Origin of the sequence: Streptomyces sp. NPDC058284 (genome assembly GCF_042881135.1) — a bacterium.
Taxonomy (GTDB): domain Bacteria; phylum Actinomycetota; class Actinomycetes; order Streptomycetales; family Streptomycetaceae; genus Streptomyces.
Genome location: NZ_JBHVYE010000016.1, coordinates 131,885 through 148,366 on the forward strand (window position 1 = coordinate 131,885; position 16,482 = coordinate 148,366).

Consider the following 16,482-nt stretch of genomic DNA (forward strand, 5'->3'; position numbering starts at 1 on the left):
TGCTCCTGGTCGGCGTGGTGGCTGCTGCCACCCCATGATGCCGACCAGTCGGTATGCCGTCCAGAGGTTACCGGGCGGTCAACTCAGTGGTCGTCCCAGTGCCCGTCGTGAGCCGCGTGCCGGTGCCCGTCGTGAAGGTAGTCGACGTGGTCGCCGTGGGTCACGGAGTCGTGGCCGCAGCCGTCCCCGTGCCGGTGGTCGTGGCCCCGGTGCGCGGTGTGCCCGGTCGGCTCGCACTCGTCGTAGTGGTCGGAGTGCAGGCGGTGCATGTGGCCGTCGTGCGCGTAGTCGACGTGGTCGCCGTGCGGCACCTCGGGGTGGCCGCAGGCCGGGCCGTGGACGTGGTCGTGGACCGGGTGTTCATGGTGGAGCGTGGTCATGACGCACACCTTCTGTGACGTGGGGAGAGGGGTGCCGCCCGGGGAGGGGTGACCCTCTCAGGCTAGCCCCTGATGCCCTATTAATTCCGTTATGCGACCCTTGTTGATGTTTCGATGACCTCCGCGAAGGCGACCCTGTGAGGGCACTGGCATGAAGGCGATCAGCTACCGCAGCTACGGCGGACCCGAAGTCCTCGAGTACGGGGAGGTCCGCGACCCCAAGGTCGGCCCGGACTCCGTCCTGGTGAAGGTGCGCGCAGCGGCCGTGAACCCCGTCGACTACAAGTGCCGTGAGGGGCACCTCGACGGGCTCATCGACCCGGTCTTCCCCGTGATCCCCGGCTGGGACGTCTCGGGAGTGGTGGTCCAACCGGGCGCCGCAGCACCGGAGTTCGCCGTCGGTGACGAGGTCATCGGCTATGTGCGCGAGGACTTCCTCTCCCGCGGCACCTTCGCCGAGTACGTCGCTGCGCCCGTACGCACCCTCGCCCGCAAACCGCGCAACCTCACCTTCCCGGAGGCCGCGGGCCTGCCGCTCGCCGGGCTCACCGCCTACCAGGTCCTCAACGGGGCCCTTGAGGTGACCGAGGGGGACGTCGTCCTCGTGCACGCGGCGGCCGGTGGTGTCGGCTCGATCGCGGTGCAGCTCGCCCGGCACGCGGGCGCCCGCGTCATCGGCACCGCGAGCGAACGCAACCACGACTACCTGCGGGAGCTCGGCGCCGAGCCGGTCACCTACGGGGACGGGCTCGTGGACCGGGTCCGGGCGCTCGCCCCCGAAGGCGTCGACGCCGCCTTCGACACGGTGGGCGGCGACACGCTCAAGGCCTCCGCGGAACTCCTCGCCCCCGGCGGCCGGCTCGCGTCCATCGCGGACGGCGGGGTGATCGGCCTCGGCGGCCACTACTGCTTCGTCCGCCCCGACGCGGCCGACCTGCGGCGCCTGACCGAACTCGTGGAGCAGGACGTGGTGACCGTGCACGTCGACGAGACGTTCCCGCTGGAGCGGGCGGCCGACGCACACCGGCGCAGCGAGGAGGGCCGCACCCGGGGCAAGGTGGTCGTGACGGTCGACTGGGACGACTGACCCGCCCCTGCGGTACGCCGCGCGCCTCACACCACCATCGTCGCCGCGCACACCGCAAGGGCGAGGGTGCACAGCGCCGCCGTCCGCGCGGCCCGGAGCGTCATCGTCCGGGGCGCGCGCGCCGTCAACGCGACCATCCTGCGGTGCGCGACCGCCAGGAAGCCGAGCCAAAGGAGCAGGCACAGCGCGCAGGACAGCAGGCCCGGCGCGGTGGGCCCGGCGTGCAGCACCGCGCGGGCGGCGAGCACCGCGGCGACCGTGGCCGACAGCGTCGTACGCCGCCAGGCCAGACGCGTGCGCTCCGGCTGCAGCCCCGGGTCACGGACCTGCCGCCCACCGTCCCGGCTCACCCCTCCCACCCGAAGAGCACGACGATCACCATGGCGAGCGCGACCACCGCGACCGCAAGGCTCAGCACGGTCGGGAACCGGCTGGTCGGCAGGTCCTCGCTGCGCCGCATCGCACGCTCGCACCGCACCCAGTGGTTGACCGCGCGCAGTGAGCACAGGACACCCGCGGCGAGCAGTGCCAGGGCGAGACCGATCCGCCAGCCCCAGCGCAGGTCCGGCAGGAACTGGTCCACGGCGAAGCCGCCGCCGATCAGCGCGAGGGCGGTGCGCAGCCAGGCCAGGAAGGTGCGCTCGTTGGCGAGCGAGAAGCGGTAGTCGGGGGTGTCGCCCTCCTCGCGGATGCGCTCGGGGGCGAACCACAGCCGCAGACTCTGTACGAAATTGCTCACCGCCGCACCATAAGCCGTGCTGATCACGGGGCGGGGCAGCCCCTCAGGCGCCCGCACGGAAGGCCTTCAGACGCCGGTACGCGTCCAGCCCGTCCGGCACCCACTCCCACTCCCCGAGCCGCCGCTCCAACTCCTCCTCGGTGAGGAAGGTGTGCCAGGCGACTTCCTCGGCCTGGGGGTGCACCGGCACCTCGCAGCGCACCTCGTAGAGGTACGACCACCAGGTACGGCCCGCCCCGCCGTCGTACAGGAACTTGAACAGCGGTACGGGGCGCGGCAGGCCGCGCACGCCGAGCTCCTCCTCGGCCTCGCGCAGGGCGGCGTCGTCGTAGGACTCACCGGCCCCGACCACGCCGCCCACGAACATGTCGTACAGCGAGGGGAAGACCAGCTTGGCCGGGGTGCGGCGGTGGACGAAGACGCGGTCGTCGGCGTCCCGCGCGAGGACGAATGTGCAGCGGTGGCGCAGGCCCCGCGCGTACGCCTCGCCGCGCGGGGCCTCACCGACCACCTCGTCGTGCTCATCGACGATGGTGATGATCTCTTCGCTGGGGTCGGGCACGGGCCGGCTGTCGCTCGTCATACCGGCCATCCAACCTCACTGGCCCATGACGTACTTCACGGTCGGTCCTGCCGTCCAGCCGCCGTCGACGGCGAGTTCGGCGCCCGTCACGTAGGACGCGGCGTCCGAGAGCAGGAAGACCATGGCGCCCGCGATCTCGTGCGGCTCGCCGACCCGGCCCATCGGGGTGTTGGGGTACTTGCCCTCGCCCTGCTCGATGCCGACCTGGGCGGTCATCGGGGTGTACGTCATGCCCGGGTGGACGGAGTTGACGCGGATGCGGGCGGTGCCGAGCTCGACCGCGCCGATCTTGGTGAGGCCGCGTACGCCCCACTTCGACGCGCCGTACCCGGCGGTGAGCGCGAGCCCCATCAGGCCGGCCGCGGAGGAGATGTTGACGATCGAGCCGCCCCCGGCCTCCTTCATGGCCGGCACGACGGTCTTCATGCCGATGAAGACGCCGGTGAGGTTGATGTCGAGGACTCTGCGGAAGTGCTCGACGGACTCCGACTCCAGGAACTGGCCGGTGGATATCCCGGCGTTGTTCACCAGGCCGTGCAGAGCGCCGAACTCGGCGACCGCGAGGTCGGCGACGCGCCGCCAGTCCTCCTCGGACGTCACGTCGTGGCGCGCGAAGCGGGCACGCTCCCCAAGGTCCGCGGCGGTGGCCGCGCCCTCCTCGGCCAGGACGTCGGTGAGGACGACGTTCGCTCCGGCGGCGACCGCCTGGCGGGCGGCCTCGGCGCCCAGGCCGCGGGCGGCACCGGTGATGACGATCGTCCTGCCGGTGAGGTCGTACTGGGTCATGAGCTGGCTCCAAGGGTGGGTCGCGGGGCCCGCAGCAGGGCCGCGGTGGTCTGGACGAGGTCCGCGAGGAACACGTCCTCGCCGGTCAGGGGGGTGCTGCCCGCCAGGTACTGGCGGGCGCGGTCGCTCATCGCGGCGCCGATCAGGGTGAGTGCGAGGTCGAGCCGTTCCAGGCGGACCGGCTCGGGCAGCTCGGCGGCGAGGCAGTCCTCGAGCCGCCCGATCAGCGACCAGTAGACGGTGCCGTCGAGGGTGGGGTGCGGGGTGCGGGTGCGGACGCCGCTCTCGTGGCTGAGCTGGGCGCAGACGCGCAGGCAGCGGCGCCCGCGCTCGGTGCGCAGCTCGGTGGCCTCGGCGCTCACCAGGGCGGTGAGCAGCCCGCACAGCCCGGCGGCGTCGGCGCCGGCGCGTTCCAGTTCGGCGGTGAGCACCTGCTCCGTACGGCGCTGGCGCTCCGCCATCACCGCGTCGAGCAGACCGCCGCGCGAGCCGAAGTGGTACTGCACCGCCGAGGGGTTGCTCTGCCCGGCGAGCCGGACGATGTCGCGCAGCTGGGCACCGTCGACGCCTTGGGCGGCGAAGACTTCCTCGGCGGCACGGATGAGCTTCTCGCGGGTCTCGGGACCTGAGGTTCGGGCCATGCGACAACTCTAATGCTGGCCATTATTAAAAGCGAGGGCAATGCAGCCCGTCCGGCGTTCGAGGACGAACCCGGCGAAGCCGGTGATGAACCGGCAACACCTCATCGCCGGTCCACATACCCCCGCACAGGCCCCCGGCCAGACCCCGGCATCGCGGGATGCAGACCCAACAGCACCACCCCCGCCACGATCGCCGCCAGCCCCGCCGCCTGCCAGGCCAACGCCCCCGTGTCGGTCCGCAGCCGGTCCCCGAGGAACCCGACGCCGCACGCGATCCCGGCCAGCGGCTGCGCGGCGGTCAGCGCGGGCAGCGACATCCGCAGCGGCGCCGTCTCGAAGGCGCTCTGCACGAGGATCAGCCCCGTGACGCCGAGCACCGCCACCCCGTACGGCTGCCAGCCGGTGAGCACCTCGGAGACCCCGCCGTCGGCGAACCGGTCCCCGGTGATGCGTGTCAGCGCGTCCTGCACCCCGAAGAGGAGTCCCGCGGCCAGCGCGAGCAGCACCGGGCCCACGCCGAACTCGGTCCTCTTGGCGAACGCCGTCAGGAGCAGCGCCGCGCCCACCATCACACCGAAGATCAGCCAGTGCCGCAGCGGACTCGTCACCGCGTCGCCGCCGCGCGGCTGGCCCGCCACGATGAACGCGGTCACCCCGCCCGCGAGCAGGATGAGTCCGGCCCAGCCCTGGCGGCCCAGCGACTGGCCGGTCTGGTGCCGGGAGAGCGCGAGGGCGAAGAGCAGTTGGGTGGTGAGCAGCGGCTCGACGAACGAGATCTCCCCGCGGCCGAGCGCCAGCGCGCCGAGCACCATGCCGCACACCATCAGGCCGATGCCGGCCAGCCACCGGGGCTCCCGCATCAGGTCGAGGAGCAGCCGGGGTGAGAGGAAGTCGCTCAGCGGCGCGTTCTGCGCCACGTTCTGCTGCAGGACGAAGCCCAGCCCGAGGCAGCAGGCGGCCCCGAGGGAGAGGGCGAGGATCAGTACCGACACGTCACATACCTCGGGGGGTCGGGGGCCAGGCCGGGGCGCGCGAAATGGGGACTTCGCCGACCATAGTGGCCCATCGATCGCGCCACGCCCGGGAGCCAAGGCCATTCCCCGGCCCTGTTTCGGTTGACGTCGGCCATCGGGCTACCGAGGATCTGACCCACCGGTAACCACGCGGAACCACGCGGGACCCTGTCGAGGAGGACGACCCCTATGGCGTACGACGCAGATGTGATCGTGATCGGGGCGGGACTCGCGGGTCTCGCGGCGACCGCGGAGCTCGTCGACGCGGGGCGCCGGGTCATCCTCCTCGACCAGGAGCCCGAACAGTCGCTCGGCGGTCAGGCGCACTGGTCCTTCGGCGGTCTCTTCTTCGTGGACTCGCCCGAGCAGCGGCGGCTGCGGATCAAGGACTCCCACGCGCTGGCGCTCCAGGACTGGATGGGCACGGCCGGCTTCGACCGTCCGGAGGACCACTGGCCGCGCAAGTGGGCCGAGGCGTACGTCGACTTCGCGGCCGGTGAGAAGCGGCCCTGGCTGCACGGGCAGGGCGTGCGGTTCTTCCCGGTGGTCGGCTGGGCCGAGCGCGGCGGCTACGACGCGCAGGGCCACGGGAACTCGGTGCCGCGCTTCCACATCACCTGGGGGACGGGCCCGGGGCTGCTCGCGCCGTTCGTGCGGCGGGTGCGCGTGGGGGCCGCGCGCGGCCTCGTCGACCTCAAGTTCCGGCACCGCGTCACGGGGCTCTCGCGCAGCGCGGGCAGCGTCGACACGGTGACGGGCGAGATCCTCCAACCGTCGTCCGTCGAGCGGGGCAGGGCCAGCGGACGCGAGGTGACCGGAAGCTTCGAACTCCGCGCCCAGGCCGTCATCGTCACCTCGGGCGGCATCGGCGGCAACCACGACCTCGTACGCGCCCAGTGGCCCGAGCGGCTCGGCACACCGCCCAAGAAGATGATCTCGGGGGTCCCCGCGCACGTGGACGGCAGGATGCTCGGCATCGCCGAGGAGGCCGGGGCGCACCTCATCAATCGCGACCGGATGTGGCACTACACCGAGGGCATCGAGAACTGGAACCCCATCTGGGACCGGCACGGCATCCGCATCCTGCCGGGCCCCTCGTCCCTCTGGCTCGACGCACGCGGCGACCGCCTGCCCGTGCCGCTCTTCCCCGGTTTCGACACGCTCGGCACCCTTGAGCACATCATGAGGACCGGCTACGACTACACGTGGTTCGTGCTCAACCAGCGCATCATCGGCAAGGAGTTCACCCTCAGCGGGTCCGAACAGAATCCGGACCTGACCGGGAAATCCGTGCGCGGTGTCATCGACCGGGCGCGCGCCGACGTGCCGGGGCCCGTCAAGGCGTTCATGGACAACGGCGTCGACTTCGTCGTCGAGAAGGAACTCGGCGCCCTGGTGCGCGGCATGAACGCGCTGGCGGCGGAGTCGGCGGGCCCCCTCATCGACGAGGCCGCCCTGCGCGGGACCCTCGCCGCGCGCGACCGCGAGATCGCCAACCCGTTCACCAAGGACCTCCAGGTGACAGCGGTCCGCGGCGCCCGCAAGTTCCTCGGCGACCGGCTCATCAGGGCCGTCCCCCCGCACCGCGTCCTCGACCCCGCGGCGGGCCCCCTCATCGCCGTACGCCTCAACATCCTCACCCGCAAGACCCTCGGCGGCCTGGAAACCGACCTCTCCTCGCGGGTCCTCACCCAGGGTGGGCAGCCGCTGCCCGGTGTGTACGCGGCCGGGGAGGCCGCCGGGTTCGGCGGCGGCGGAGTGCACGGCTACCGCTCCCTGGAGGGCACCTTCCTCGGCGGCTGCCTCTTCTCGGGGCGCACGGCGGGCCGCGCCGCCGCCCGAGCGGTGAACTGAGGCCGCAAGGGGTTGGCGCAGGTGGCGGGTGAAGTCTGGTGATTTCGAGATGACTTGGTGAAGAACGGGGCGCTGCCGGGCCTTGACGTGGAGCGGTGCCTACCGCTTTGCTGTGCGTGATCATCCGTACGCAAGCCGCGCCGGGGAGGACGTCCCGCGGTGTCACCACCCCCACCCCCACTGGGCCGTTCCCGCAAGAAAGCCTCCGCGCACGCCTTCGACGCCGCACTCGACGACGCCGAACTCGTCACCGCGCGGGCCGCGTTGGCGCAGGGCCGCTGGACCGAGGTCCGTGCGCTGCTCGCCGCGACCGGCGACGACTGGGACCGCAGGGGACACCGCTTCGACGTCCTCGGACAGGTGCCCACCACCACCGCGTGGGCCCGCGACTGGCGCCTCGCCGAACCCGAGAGCCACGACGCCGAACTGCTCCTCGCCTTCGCCGCCGTGCACAAGGCGCTGCGCGGCAAGGCCCGTTCGGACACCGTCCGCGACCGGTGCCGCGAGGCCGCCGCGCGCGTCCCCCACGATCCGACGCCCTGGCTCGCGCTGCTCCTGCTCGAACGCTCACTGGGCCGCGAGGAGGATGTCGTACGCCTCTTCGACGAGGTCCGCCACCGCCACCCGGAGCACCACCACGCCCACCACCTGATGGTGGCCCGGCTCGCCGAACGGCGCCCCGGCGCGGGCCAGGACCCCCTGCACGAGGTGTACGACTTCGCGGCCTGGGCCGCCGAACAGGCGCCCGCAGACTCGCCGCTGGCCGTCCTGCCCGTCGTCGCGCACGCCGAGCGCTACCGCGTACTCGCCGCCGCGGGCCTGGAGTCGCCCGACCCCCTCGTCTCCGGGCACTGGACCGGGCGGCGCGCCCGCGGCGTCATGAAGGCCGCCCTCGACTGGTGGCTCGCGTGGGAGAGGGCCCACCGGCCCGGCCACCCGCGCTGCCTCATCGACCTCAACTTCCTCGCCCACGCGAAGACCTGCGAGGGCAGGGCGGCCGAAGCCGCCGCGCTCTTCCACCGCATCGGACGGCACGCGACCCCGGCCCCCTGGTCGTACCCGGACCGGGACCCGTACCCGGCGTTCACCGCCGCCCGGACCACCGCGTTCGGCCCGTCCTGACCGGCTCGGCCCGACCGCCCCAGCTCGACCCACCGCAACCGTCCCCCGATCCGTACCCCCGAAAGGACAACCGCGCCATGGCGACGGGAAGTTCGAGCCCGAGCGGCATCAGAGCATCCGGCGAACCGGCGGGCGACGCCGGGATCAGCACGTACAAGGGACAGGAGCGGGCGCTGCGAGCGGGCCGGCTCGGCACGGCAGGGCTGCTGCTGTCCGTGCTCGCCGCGACCGGGCCCCTGATGGTCGTCGCCGGCGTCATGCCCACCACCTACGGCGTGATGGGCATCGTCGGCCAGCCGCTGCTCTTCCTCATCCTCGGCGTCGTCCTCGCGCTCTTCAGCCTCGGCTACGCCGAGATGAGCCGGCACGTGCACAACGCCGGAGCGTTCTACGCGTACATATCCCGCGGCCTCGGCGGCACTGCCGGCGCGGGCGCCGCGCTGGTCGCGCTCGTCGCCTACAGTGCCCTCCAGGCGGGCCTGTACGGCCTTCTCGGCTTCGAGGTGTCCGGGCTCCTGGACACGTACGTCGACATCGAGGTCGCCTGGTGGATCCCGGCGCTCGTCACCGTGGCCGTGGTCGCCGTCCTCGCCTGGCTGAAGATCGACCTCAACGCGCGCGTGCTCGGCGTCCTGCTCCTCATCGAGGTGGCGCTCGTCGCCGTCTTCGACATCGCGGCCCTCGCCGACCCGGGCAAGGAGGGCCTGTCGCTGCACGCCTTCAACCCGGACACCCTCAGCGGCGCGGGCGTCGCCACGTCCCTGTGCTTCTGCATCGCGGCGTTCACCGGCTTCGAGCAGGCCCCCGTGTACGCGGAGGAGACCAGCCGCCCGCAGGTCGTGGTCGCCCGCGTGATGTTCTTCGCGGTGGGCTTCGTCGCCGTCTTCTTCGCGGTGAGCTCCTGGGCGCTGACGGTCGCGGCGGGCCCCTCCGGCATCGTCCCCGCGGCGCGGGAGCAGAGCGCGGGGCTGCTCTTCGGCCTCACCGAGTCCCGGCTCGGCGCCACCTTCACCGATGTGCTCCACGTCCTCTTCGTGACCGGCATGTTCGCGGCGATCCTCAGCTTCCACAACGTCGTCGCGCGCTACGCCTTCGCGATGGGGCGCGAGAAGCTGCTGCCCGCGGCGTTCGCCCGCACCAACACCTCAACGGGTGCGCCCGGCACCGGTTCGCTGCTCCAGACCGTCATCTCGGTGGTGGTCGTCGTGGCCTTCGCCGTCGCGGACGACGGGGCGGCGGGCGATCCCACCGCGCCGGTCCTGCACCTGTTCACGTGGGGCGGCAACATCGGGGCGCTCGGCGTGATCCTCCTGATGGCCACCGCGTCCGTCGCCGTGATCGTCTTCTTCGCCCGCCGAGGCGCCGCGCGCGCCCAGGCCTGGCGCATCACCGCGTCCGCGCTCGCCACGGTCGGCCTGCTCGTCATCGCCGGCTACACCGTCAAGGACTTCGACGTCCTGGTAGGCGCGGGCGAGGGCTCCACGCTCAGCTGGGCGCTGCCCGGAGTCATCCTCGCCGCCGCGGTGACCGGCGTGGCCTACGGGGCGTTCCTGCGCTCCACGAACCCGCAGGCGCACGCGCGGATCGGACTCGGCAACGAGGCGTTCCAGCTGGAGAAGGCGTCGTCGTCGCCGGGCGGAAATCCCAGCCCCTCCGGCGACTGAGGAGCGGGGTCCGGGGGCGCCCCGAGCCGGGTCGCCCCCGAGCCTCAGATGATCAGCGACAGCAGGAGGACCAGTCCCCCCGCCACCACAGAGATGATCGTCTCCATCACCGACCACGTCTTCACCGTCTGGCCGACGTCCAGGCCGAAGTACTCCTTCACCAGCCAGAACCCCGCGTCATTGACGTGCGAGAAGAACAACGACCCCGCACCGATGGCGAGCACGAGCAACGCCGTGTGCGCCGTCGACATGTCCGCGGCGAGCGGCGCCGCGAGCCCGGCCGCCGAGATCGTCGCGACCGTCGCGGAACCCGTCGCGAGCCGGATGGCCACCGCGATCAGCCAGGCGAGCAGCAGCGCGGGGATCGACCAGTCCTTGGAGAGGTCCAGGATCATCTGGCCCACGCCGATGTCGATGAGCGTCTGCTTGAAGCCGCCGCCCGCGCCCACGATCATCAGCACGCCGGCGATCGGGGCGAGCGACTTCTCGACGGTGGTGGACAGCCGGTCCTTGGTGAACCCGGCCGCGCGGCCCAGCGTGAACATCCCGACGATCACCGCCGCGAGCAGGGCGATCAGCGGCGAGCCGACGACGTCGAAGACCCGCTGCACCGTGGTGCCGGGATCGTCGACCACGATGTCCACCAGCGCCTTGGCCAGCATCAGCACGACCGGCAGCAGCACGGTGGCAACCGTGACACCGAACCCGGGGCGCTTGTCCAGCTCCTCCGAGGGCCGCTGCGGGATCATCTTCTCGGGCGCGGGTACGTCCACCCACCGCGCCGCCACCCTGGAGAACAGCGGTCCCGCGATGATCACCGTCGGGATCGCGACGAGGACGCCGAGCGCCAGCGTGACGCCCAGGTTGGCCTTGACCGCGTCGATCGCGACGAGCGGTCCCGGGTGCGGCGGGATCAGCCCGTGCATCACGGAGAGACCGGCGAGCGCCGGGATGCCGATGCGCATCAGCGAGTAGTTGCCGCGCTTGGCGACCATCAGGACGACCGGGATCAGCAGCACGATGCCGACCTCGAAGAAGAGCGGCAGCCCGATCACCGAGGCGATGAGGACCATCGCCCAGGGCATCGCGCGCCCGCCCGCCCTGGCGAGGATCGTGTCGACGATCTGGTCGGCGCCGCCGGAGTCGGCGAGCAGTTTGCCGAGGATCGCGCCGAGCGCGATGAGGACACCGACGCCCGCGACGGTCGAGCCGAGCCCGCCCGTGAAGCTGGCGATGGCCTTGTCGAGCGGCGCGCCCGCGAAGGCCCCGAGCGCGAGCGAACCGACGGTCAGCGCGAGGAACGCGTGCAGCTTGAACTTGGTGATGAGCAGGACGATGACGGCGATGCCCGCGAGAACGGCGATCCCCAGCTGGGCGTGGCCCGCCGAGGTGATCGGCTCGACGGAATCCGCTGCCAGCATCTCGACGCTGAGATGGGTCACGGTGCTTTCCTTGTACGTGAGTGAGTCGTGCCCCGACAGGGGCGCGGGGAACTGCGCGACCAGCCACATGCGGCCCGCAGCAGAAGAACCTCCGGCGGGAGCACTCAGCCGAGTCGACCGAGCGCCTCGACCGCCCGGTCGGCAATCTCCTCCGGGGACCCGGCGACGTCGACGCCGACGCCCACCTCATCCGCCCCGAGAGGCTCCAACGTGGCGAACTGCGAATCAAGCAGCGCCGCAGGCATGAAGTGCCCCTGCCGCTGCCCCATCCGCTCCTCGATGAGGGCCCGGTCACCGGTCAGGTGGACGAAGACGACGCCGGGAGCCGCGGCCCGCAGCCGGTCCCGATAGCTCCGCTTCAGCGCCGAGCTGCTGACCACCCCGCCCCGGCCGGCGCGCCCGTGCGCCCACGCGCCGATCGCGTCGAGCCAGGGCCACCGGTCGTCGTCGGTGAGCGGCGTGCCGGAGGTCATCTTCTGGATGTTCTCCGCCGGGTGGAAGTCGTCGCCCTCGGCGTACGGGACGCCGAGCCGGTCCGCGAGCAGGGGCCCGATCGTGGTCTTGCCGGTCCCTGCCACGCCCATGACTACGACGACGTGGGGGGTGCGCCGTTCCTGCATCGCGTCCTGCCTCGCTGTCTTCATCGACATCGGTCGGTTGTTCACGTCACTGAAACCCATTAGGTCTGACGAATTCAAGAGTGTGTGACATAAAAGTCTGACTTATTGTTCCGGGTGTGCCCCTCGTAGGCTTCCGTCATGACCGCACAGGCCCGAGGGCTGCACTCCCGCGTACTGGAAAGCCTCGGGCCCGCCATCACCGCCGGCGAGTACCCGCCGGGCAGCGTGCTGCGCACGGACGAGCTGGCCCAGCGCCTGGAGGTGTCCCGCTCCGTGATGCGCGAGGCGGTCCGGGTCCTTGAGTCCATGCACCTGGTCGCCTCCCGCCGCCGCGTGGGCGTGACCGTACTGCCCACCGAGGAGTGGAACGTCTACGACCCCCAGGTCATCCGGTGGCGCCTGGCCGGCGCCGACCGGGCACGGCAGCTCCGCTCGCTGACCGTCCTGCGCTCCGCCGTCGAGCCGGTCGCCGCGGGGCTCGCCGCCCGGCACGCCACGGCCGCACAGTGCGCCGAGCTCACCGAGTGCGCCCTCGGCATGGTCGCCCACTCCCGGGGCCACCAGCTGGAGGGCTACCTCCGGCACGACGTCGCCTTCCACCGGGTCATCCTCAACGCCTCCGGCAACGAGATGTTCGCCCGGCTCGGCGATGTCGTCGCCGAGGTCCTGACCGGACGTACCGCACACCAGGTGATGTTCGAGGACCCGGACCCGCCCGCCGTCACCCTGCACGTCAAGGTCGCCGAGGCGGTCAGGGAGGGCGACGCGGCCCGCGCGGAGGCCCTGACCCGGGAGATCGCCCTCGGCGCCCTGGACGAACTGGACATCCTCGCCCCCTGACACCGGGCGCGGCACGCGGCACGCGGTTCCCGGTACCTGAACCCCGCGCGCGAGCCCCGCGCGCGCCAGCCCGCGCCGGTCGGCCACAATGGACGGCATGTCCCGACGCGCCGCCCGCCCCACCGCCACCCCCTGCCCCTGCGGGCACCCCGAGACGTACGAGCGGTGCTGCGGCAGGCTGCACCGGGGCGAGGCCGCCGCGACGACCCCCGAAGAGCTGATGCGCTCCCGCTACAGCGCCTTCGCCGTGCGGGACGAGAGCTACCTGCTGCGCACCTGGCACCCGCGCACCCGGCCGCCGCGCGTGGAGTTCGACCCGGCGCTGCGCTGGACCGGCCTGGAGATCGGCGCGACCTCCGAGGGCACCGCCTTCCACACCACCGGCACGGTCACCTTCCGGGCCCGCTACACCGACGGCGGCCGCCCCGACTCCCTGCACGAGAAGAGCCGCTTCGAGCGGCTCGACGGCGCGTGGGTCTACGTGGACGGCACCTTCATCGAATAGGCGCCGGCCCGCCACCGCCACCCGTCGGGACCCGGCCACCGCGCGGACCGCGCGCGTGGGACTGCTGGGGAGCGTGAACTCACACGGGGTGTGAAAGGCGGTCCGGCGCACGTACACCGCACTCGGTTGACAGCCGCCCACGGGCCCAAACGCCCTGCCCCGCCCGCCTGTTCGACACCGGGCCGCGGTCGCGTACATAGGCGGGAACCGCCGCTGCGGCCCACCGGCGCTGCCAGTAGCGTCTGCCTGCCCCCCTGTGCCGTACGCAGCCCCGCACGCAGCCGTGTGAAGGAAGAGGCGCCCGATGGCCGACACCGGACAGCAGCAGAGTTACGAGCGCTACATGGGCGGGAGTCCGCAAGCCGAGCGCCGGCTGTTCCAGCGCCTGGCGCGGGAAGTGATGAAGGTCCAGGAGAAGAACCGGCGCGCGGCCAGGTCCGCGGGCCTGGAACGCACCCTGCACGCCAAGGCCGCCCTCGGCGTGGAGAACGCCCGCCTGCGCTTCCACGACGACCTCCCCGACGCCCTGCGCCGCGGCTTCGCACAGCCCGGCGCGGTCTACCCGGCGACCGTGCGGCTCTCCAACGCCGGCGGCATCCGGCAGGCCGACGGCGCGCCCGACCTGCGCGGCCTCGCCGTGCGCGTGACGGTGTCCGCCGAGGAGAACCACGACCTGCTGGCCACCAACCACCCGGTGTCGCACGCCCGCGACGCCCGCGAGTTCGTCGCCTTCGCCCGCGCCATGGCGGGCGCGACCACCCGGACGAAGAAGGCGCTGGCCCTGTTCGTCAAGCTCCCGCTCGCCGTCGGCCCCACCACCGCCACCCGCATGCGGCGCAACGTCAGGGCGGCCTCCCGGCATCCCGTCAGGAGCCTCGCGGCGGAGACGTACTGGAGCCGCAGCGCCATCCTCTGGGGCCGGGCCGGGCCCGTCCGCTATCTGCTGCGCCCGGTGCCGGGCGGCCCCGCCCCCGGCTCCGGCGGCGAGCGGCGCGACCCGCAGTACCTGCGCCGCGAGCTTGAGACGCGCCTGGTCCGGCACGACATCGCCTTCGACCTGTGCGTCCAGCGGTACGTCGACGAGCGGCGCACCCCCGTGGAGGATGGCTCCGTCGAGTGGCCGGAGTCCGTCGCGCCCGCGGTGGCCGTCGCCACGCTCACCATCCCCAGCCAGGACCTCGACACCGCTCAGGCGCGGGCCGCGGGCGGTCGCGTGGAGGTCATCGGCTTCAACCCCTGGTACACCACCGACGACTTCCGTCCGCTCGGCAATCTCAACCGCGCCCGCAAGTCCGCCTACGAGGCCAGCGCGGCACACCGCCACGGACTGCGCTTCGTCACGGAGGAGCCCCTGCGCAACAAGGCGCTCGGCGCGCCGGTCGGCGCCGCGCTCCGCCTCCTCAACCGCTATGTGCCCTGGCACCGGCTGCCGCTGCAGGCGAGCCTGCTCAACCTCGTCTTCCTGCGCAAGGCGCTGCGCCGCTTCAACCTCATCGACACCGACGTGTACGAGGCGCCGCCCGAGGCCGGGCCCGTGCCCGCCCCGTTCGACGAGCAGCTGCGCACCGTCCGGTCCTACGACGGGACCTACAACGACCTCTCCCGGCCCGCCATGGGCGCGGTCGGCGCGGTATTCGGCCGCAACATCGAGCCGGTCTACCGCCCCGACCTCTTCGACGTCCCGAACCCGGTCACGGTCAGCCGCCAGCTCCTGTACCGGGACACGTTCCTGCCCGCGACCTCGCTGAACGTACTGGCCGCCGCCTGGATACAGTTCCAGGTCCACGACTGGGTCAACCACCGCCGCCACAAGCCGGGCGGCAAGTCCGTCGAGGTGCCGCTGCCGCCCGGCACGACCTGGCACAACACCCCGGGCGGCCCCGCCGAGAAGGTGATGCGCTTCGCCGAGAACGAGGGGCTCGAACTCCCCGGCGACCGGCCGCCGATCCTCTTCGACAACCTCGCGTCCCACTGGTGGGACGGCTCCGAGGTGTACGGCGAGAACGAGCGGACCGCCAAGTTCCTGCGGGAGCCCGACGGGGGAGCCAAACTCCGCCTGGACGACGGCCACCTGCCGATCGGCCCGAACGGCATCCCGCTGACCGGCTTCGCCGAGAGCTGGTGGATGGGCCTCAGCGCCATGCACACCCTCTTCGCCCGCGAGCACAACGCGGTCTGCGACGCGCTGCGGCACACGTACCCCTCGATGAGCGAGGAGAGCGTCTACCACACGGCACGCCTGGTCGTCTCCGCCCTCATCGCCAAGATCCACACGGTGGAGTGGACCCCGGCGATCCTCGCCACCGAGGCCATCGACCTGGGCCTGCACACCAACTGGGACGGGCCGCCGGACCGCTGGCTGCAGAAGCTCGGCCTGTGGCTGTTCGAATCCCACTCGCTGACGGGCATCCCGAGGACGCTGCCCGACCACCACGGCACGCCGTACTCCCTGACGGAGGAGTTCGTCACCGTCTACCGCATGCACCCGCTGATCCCCGACGACTTCGAGATGCGCGAGCACCACTTCGGGCAGCGCCTCGAGACCCTCGGCTTCCGCGACATCCAGGGCGGCGCCGCCGAGGCCGCCATCCGCAAGACCGGCCTCGCCGACACGCTGTACTCCTTCGGCATCTCCCACCCGGGCGCGATCACGCTGCACAACTTCCCGCGCGCGCTCCAGCGGTTCGAGCGCGACGGCGAGATCATCGACCTGTCCGTCGTCGACCTGGTACGCACCCGCAGGCGCGGCGTGCCCCGCTACAACGACTTCGTCGAGGGCCTGCACAAGCCGCGCATCCGCCGGTTCGAGGACCTCTCGCAGGACCCCGAGACCGTCGCCCGCCTCAAAGACGTCTACCGCTCCGTCGACGAGATCGACACCGTGGTCGGCCTGTTCGCCGAGAACCCGCCGCACGGCTTCGGCTTCAGCGACACCGCCTTCCGCGTCTTCATCCTGATGGCCACCCGACGGCTGCAGAGCGACCGCTTCCTGACCGTCGACTTCCGCCCCGAGATCTACACCCCGCTCGGCATCGACTGGGTGCAGAAGGGCGGCATGAACTCCGTCCTGCTGCGGCACTGCCCGGAGCTCGCGGGCCTGCTGCCGCGCGGCGCGAGCGCGTTCGCGCCATGGCGGCAGGTGCAGCCGGTGAGCGACGGCGGACCACGCGCCGGCGGCTGACGGCGGCCCCGGCACACCCTGGGCT

General features: G+C 72.3%; 16 protein-coding genes. 7 read left to right on the forward strand and 9 right to left on the reverse strand.

Annotated features, from left to right (window positions below; all coding sequences use genetic code 11):
- Nucleotides 1-83: 83 nt before the first annotated feature.
- Entirely contained in the window at nt 84-380 is a 297-nt protein-coding gene (locus ACFVYR_RS22745) for a hypothetical protein (RefSeq protein ID WP_384251530.1), read from the reverse strand.
- A 151-nt stretch (nt 381-531) separates the two neighbouring features.
- Between ACFVYR_RS22745 and ACFVYR_RS22750 the strand changes: the two genes are divergently transcribed.
- On the forward strand, nt 532-1,467 hold the full coding sequence (locus tag ACFVYR_RS22750; RefSeq protein WP_384251533.1) for an NADP-dependent oxidoreductase: 936 nt from the start codon (nt 532-534) through the stop codon (nt 1,465-1,467).
- Nucleotides 1,468-1,493: 26 nt separating this feature from the next.
- On the opposite strand, the gene ACFVYR_RS22755 is transcribed toward ACFVYR_RS22750, so the two are convergent.
- From ACFVYR_RS22755 to ACFVYR_RS22780, 6 genes are all read right to left on the reverse strand, one after another.
- Nucleotides 1,494-1,817, reverse strand: coding sequence for a DUF202 domain-containing protein (locus ACFVYR_RS22755; RefSeq protein WP_384251535.1), 324 nt, complete (start codon nt 1,815-1,817; stop codon nt 1,494-1,496).
- Entirely contained in the window at nt 1,814-2,206 is a 393-nt protein-coding gene (locus ACFVYR_RS22760; protein ID WP_384251538.1) for a YidH family protein, read from the reverse strand. Before ACFVYR_RS22760 ends, ACFVYR_RS22755 begins: the two co-directional genes overlap by 4 nt.
- 43 nt (nt 2,207-2,249) lie before the next feature.
- A complete protein-coding gene (locus tag ACFVYR_RS22765; RefSeq protein WP_384251540.1) occupies nt 2,250-2,789 on the reverse strand; it encodes an NUDIX hydrolase in 540 nt (179 codons plus the stop codon).
- A gap of 15 nt (nt 2,790-2,804) precedes the next feature.
- A complete protein-coding gene (locus ACFVYR_RS22770; RefSeq protein ID WP_384251542.1) occupies nt 2,805-3,575 on the reverse strand; it encodes a glucose 1-dehydrogenase in 771 nt (256 codons plus the stop codon).
- Nucleotides 3,572-4,216 carry a TetR family transcriptional regulator gene (locus tag ACFVYR_RS22775; RefSeq protein WP_384251544.1) on the reverse strand — a complete coding sequence of 215 codons (645 nt, stop codon included), beginning with the start codon at nt 4,214-4,216 and terminating at the stop codon, nt 3,572-3,574. Before ACFVYR_RS22775 ends, ACFVYR_RS22770 begins: the two co-directional genes overlap by 4 nt.
- Nucleotides 4,217-4,317: 101 nt before the next feature.
- A complete protein-coding gene (locus ACFVYR_RS22780) occupies nt 4,318-5,208 on the reverse strand; it encodes a DMT family transporter (protein ID WP_384251547.1) in 891 nt (296 codons plus the stop codon).
- A 210-nt stretch (nt 5,209-5,418) separates the two neighbouring features.
- On the opposite strand from ACFVYR_RS22780, the gene ACFVYR_RS22785 reads away from it, so the two are divergent.
- From ACFVYR_RS22785 to ACFVYR_RS22795, 3 genes are all read left to right on the forward strand, one after another.
- On the forward strand, nt 5,419-7,083 hold the full coding sequence (locus ACFVYR_RS22785; protein WP_384251550.1) for an FAD-binding dehydrogenase: 1,665 nt from the start codon (nt 5,419-5,421) through the stop codon (nt 7,081-7,083).
- Nucleotides 7,084-7,242: 159 nt separating this feature from the next.
- The gene (locus ACFVYR_RS22790) at nt 7,243-8,205 is read left to right on the forward strand and encodes a hypothetical protein (protein ID WP_384251553.1); all 963 of its coding nucleotides are present in this window, start codon (nt 7,243-7,245) and stop codon (nt 8,203-8,205) included.
- 77 nt (nt 8,206-8,282) lie between these two features.
- The gene (locus tag ACFVYR_RS22795) at nt 8,283-9,869 is read left to right on the forward strand and encodes an APC family permease (RefSeq protein WP_384251556.1); all 1,587 of its coding nucleotides are present in this window, start codon (nt 8,283-8,285) and stop codon (nt 9,867-9,869) included.
- Between the two features lie 44 nt (nt 9,870-9,913).
- On the opposite strand, the gene ACFVYR_RS22800 is transcribed toward ACFVYR_RS22795, so the two are convergent.
- Together ACFVYR_RS22800 and ACFVYR_RS22805 are read right to left on the reverse strand one after the other, a co-directional pair.
- Nucleotides 9,914-11,311 (reverse strand): gluconate:H+ symporter, encoded by a 1,398-nt coding sequence (locus tag ACFVYR_RS22800; RefSeq protein WP_384251559.1) that lies wholly within the window; start codon nt 11,309-11,311, stop codon nt 9,914-9,916.
- Between the two features lie 104 nt (nt 11,312-11,415).
- The gene (locus ACFVYR_RS22805; protein ID WP_384251724.1) at nt 11,416-11,931 is read right to left on the reverse strand and encodes a gluconokinase; all 516 of its coding nucleotides are present in this window, start codon (nt 11,929-11,931) and stop codon (nt 11,416-11,418) included.
- Between the two features lie 138 nt (nt 11,932-12,069).
- Here ACFVYR_RS22805 and ACFVYR_RS22810 point away from each other — a divergent pair, with 138 nt between their 5' ends.
- The 3 genes from ACFVYR_RS22810 to ACFVYR_RS22820 all read left to right on the forward strand — a co-directional run bounded on the left by ACFVYR_RS22810 (nt 12,070) and on the right by ACFVYR_RS22820 (nt 16,457).
- The gene (locus ACFVYR_RS22810; RefSeq protein WP_384251562.1) at nt 12,070-12,771 is read left to right on the forward strand and encodes a FadR/GntR family transcriptional regulator; all 702 of its coding nucleotides are present in this window, start codon (nt 12,070-12,072) and stop codon (nt 12,769-12,771) included.
- Nucleotides 12,772-12,868: 97 nt separating this feature from the next.
- A complete protein-coding gene (locus ACFVYR_RS22815; protein WP_384251565.1) occupies nt 12,869-13,276 on the forward strand; it encodes a YchJ family protein in 408 nt (135 codons plus the stop codon).
- 304 nt (nt 13,277-13,580) lie between these two features.
- Complete coding sequence (locus ACFVYR_RS22820; protein ID WP_384251568.1) at nt 13,581-16,457, forward strand: peroxidase family protein; 2,877 nt, start codon at nt 13,581-13,583, stop codon at nt 16,455-16,457.
- Nucleotides 16,458-16,482: the final 25 nt, after the last annotated feature.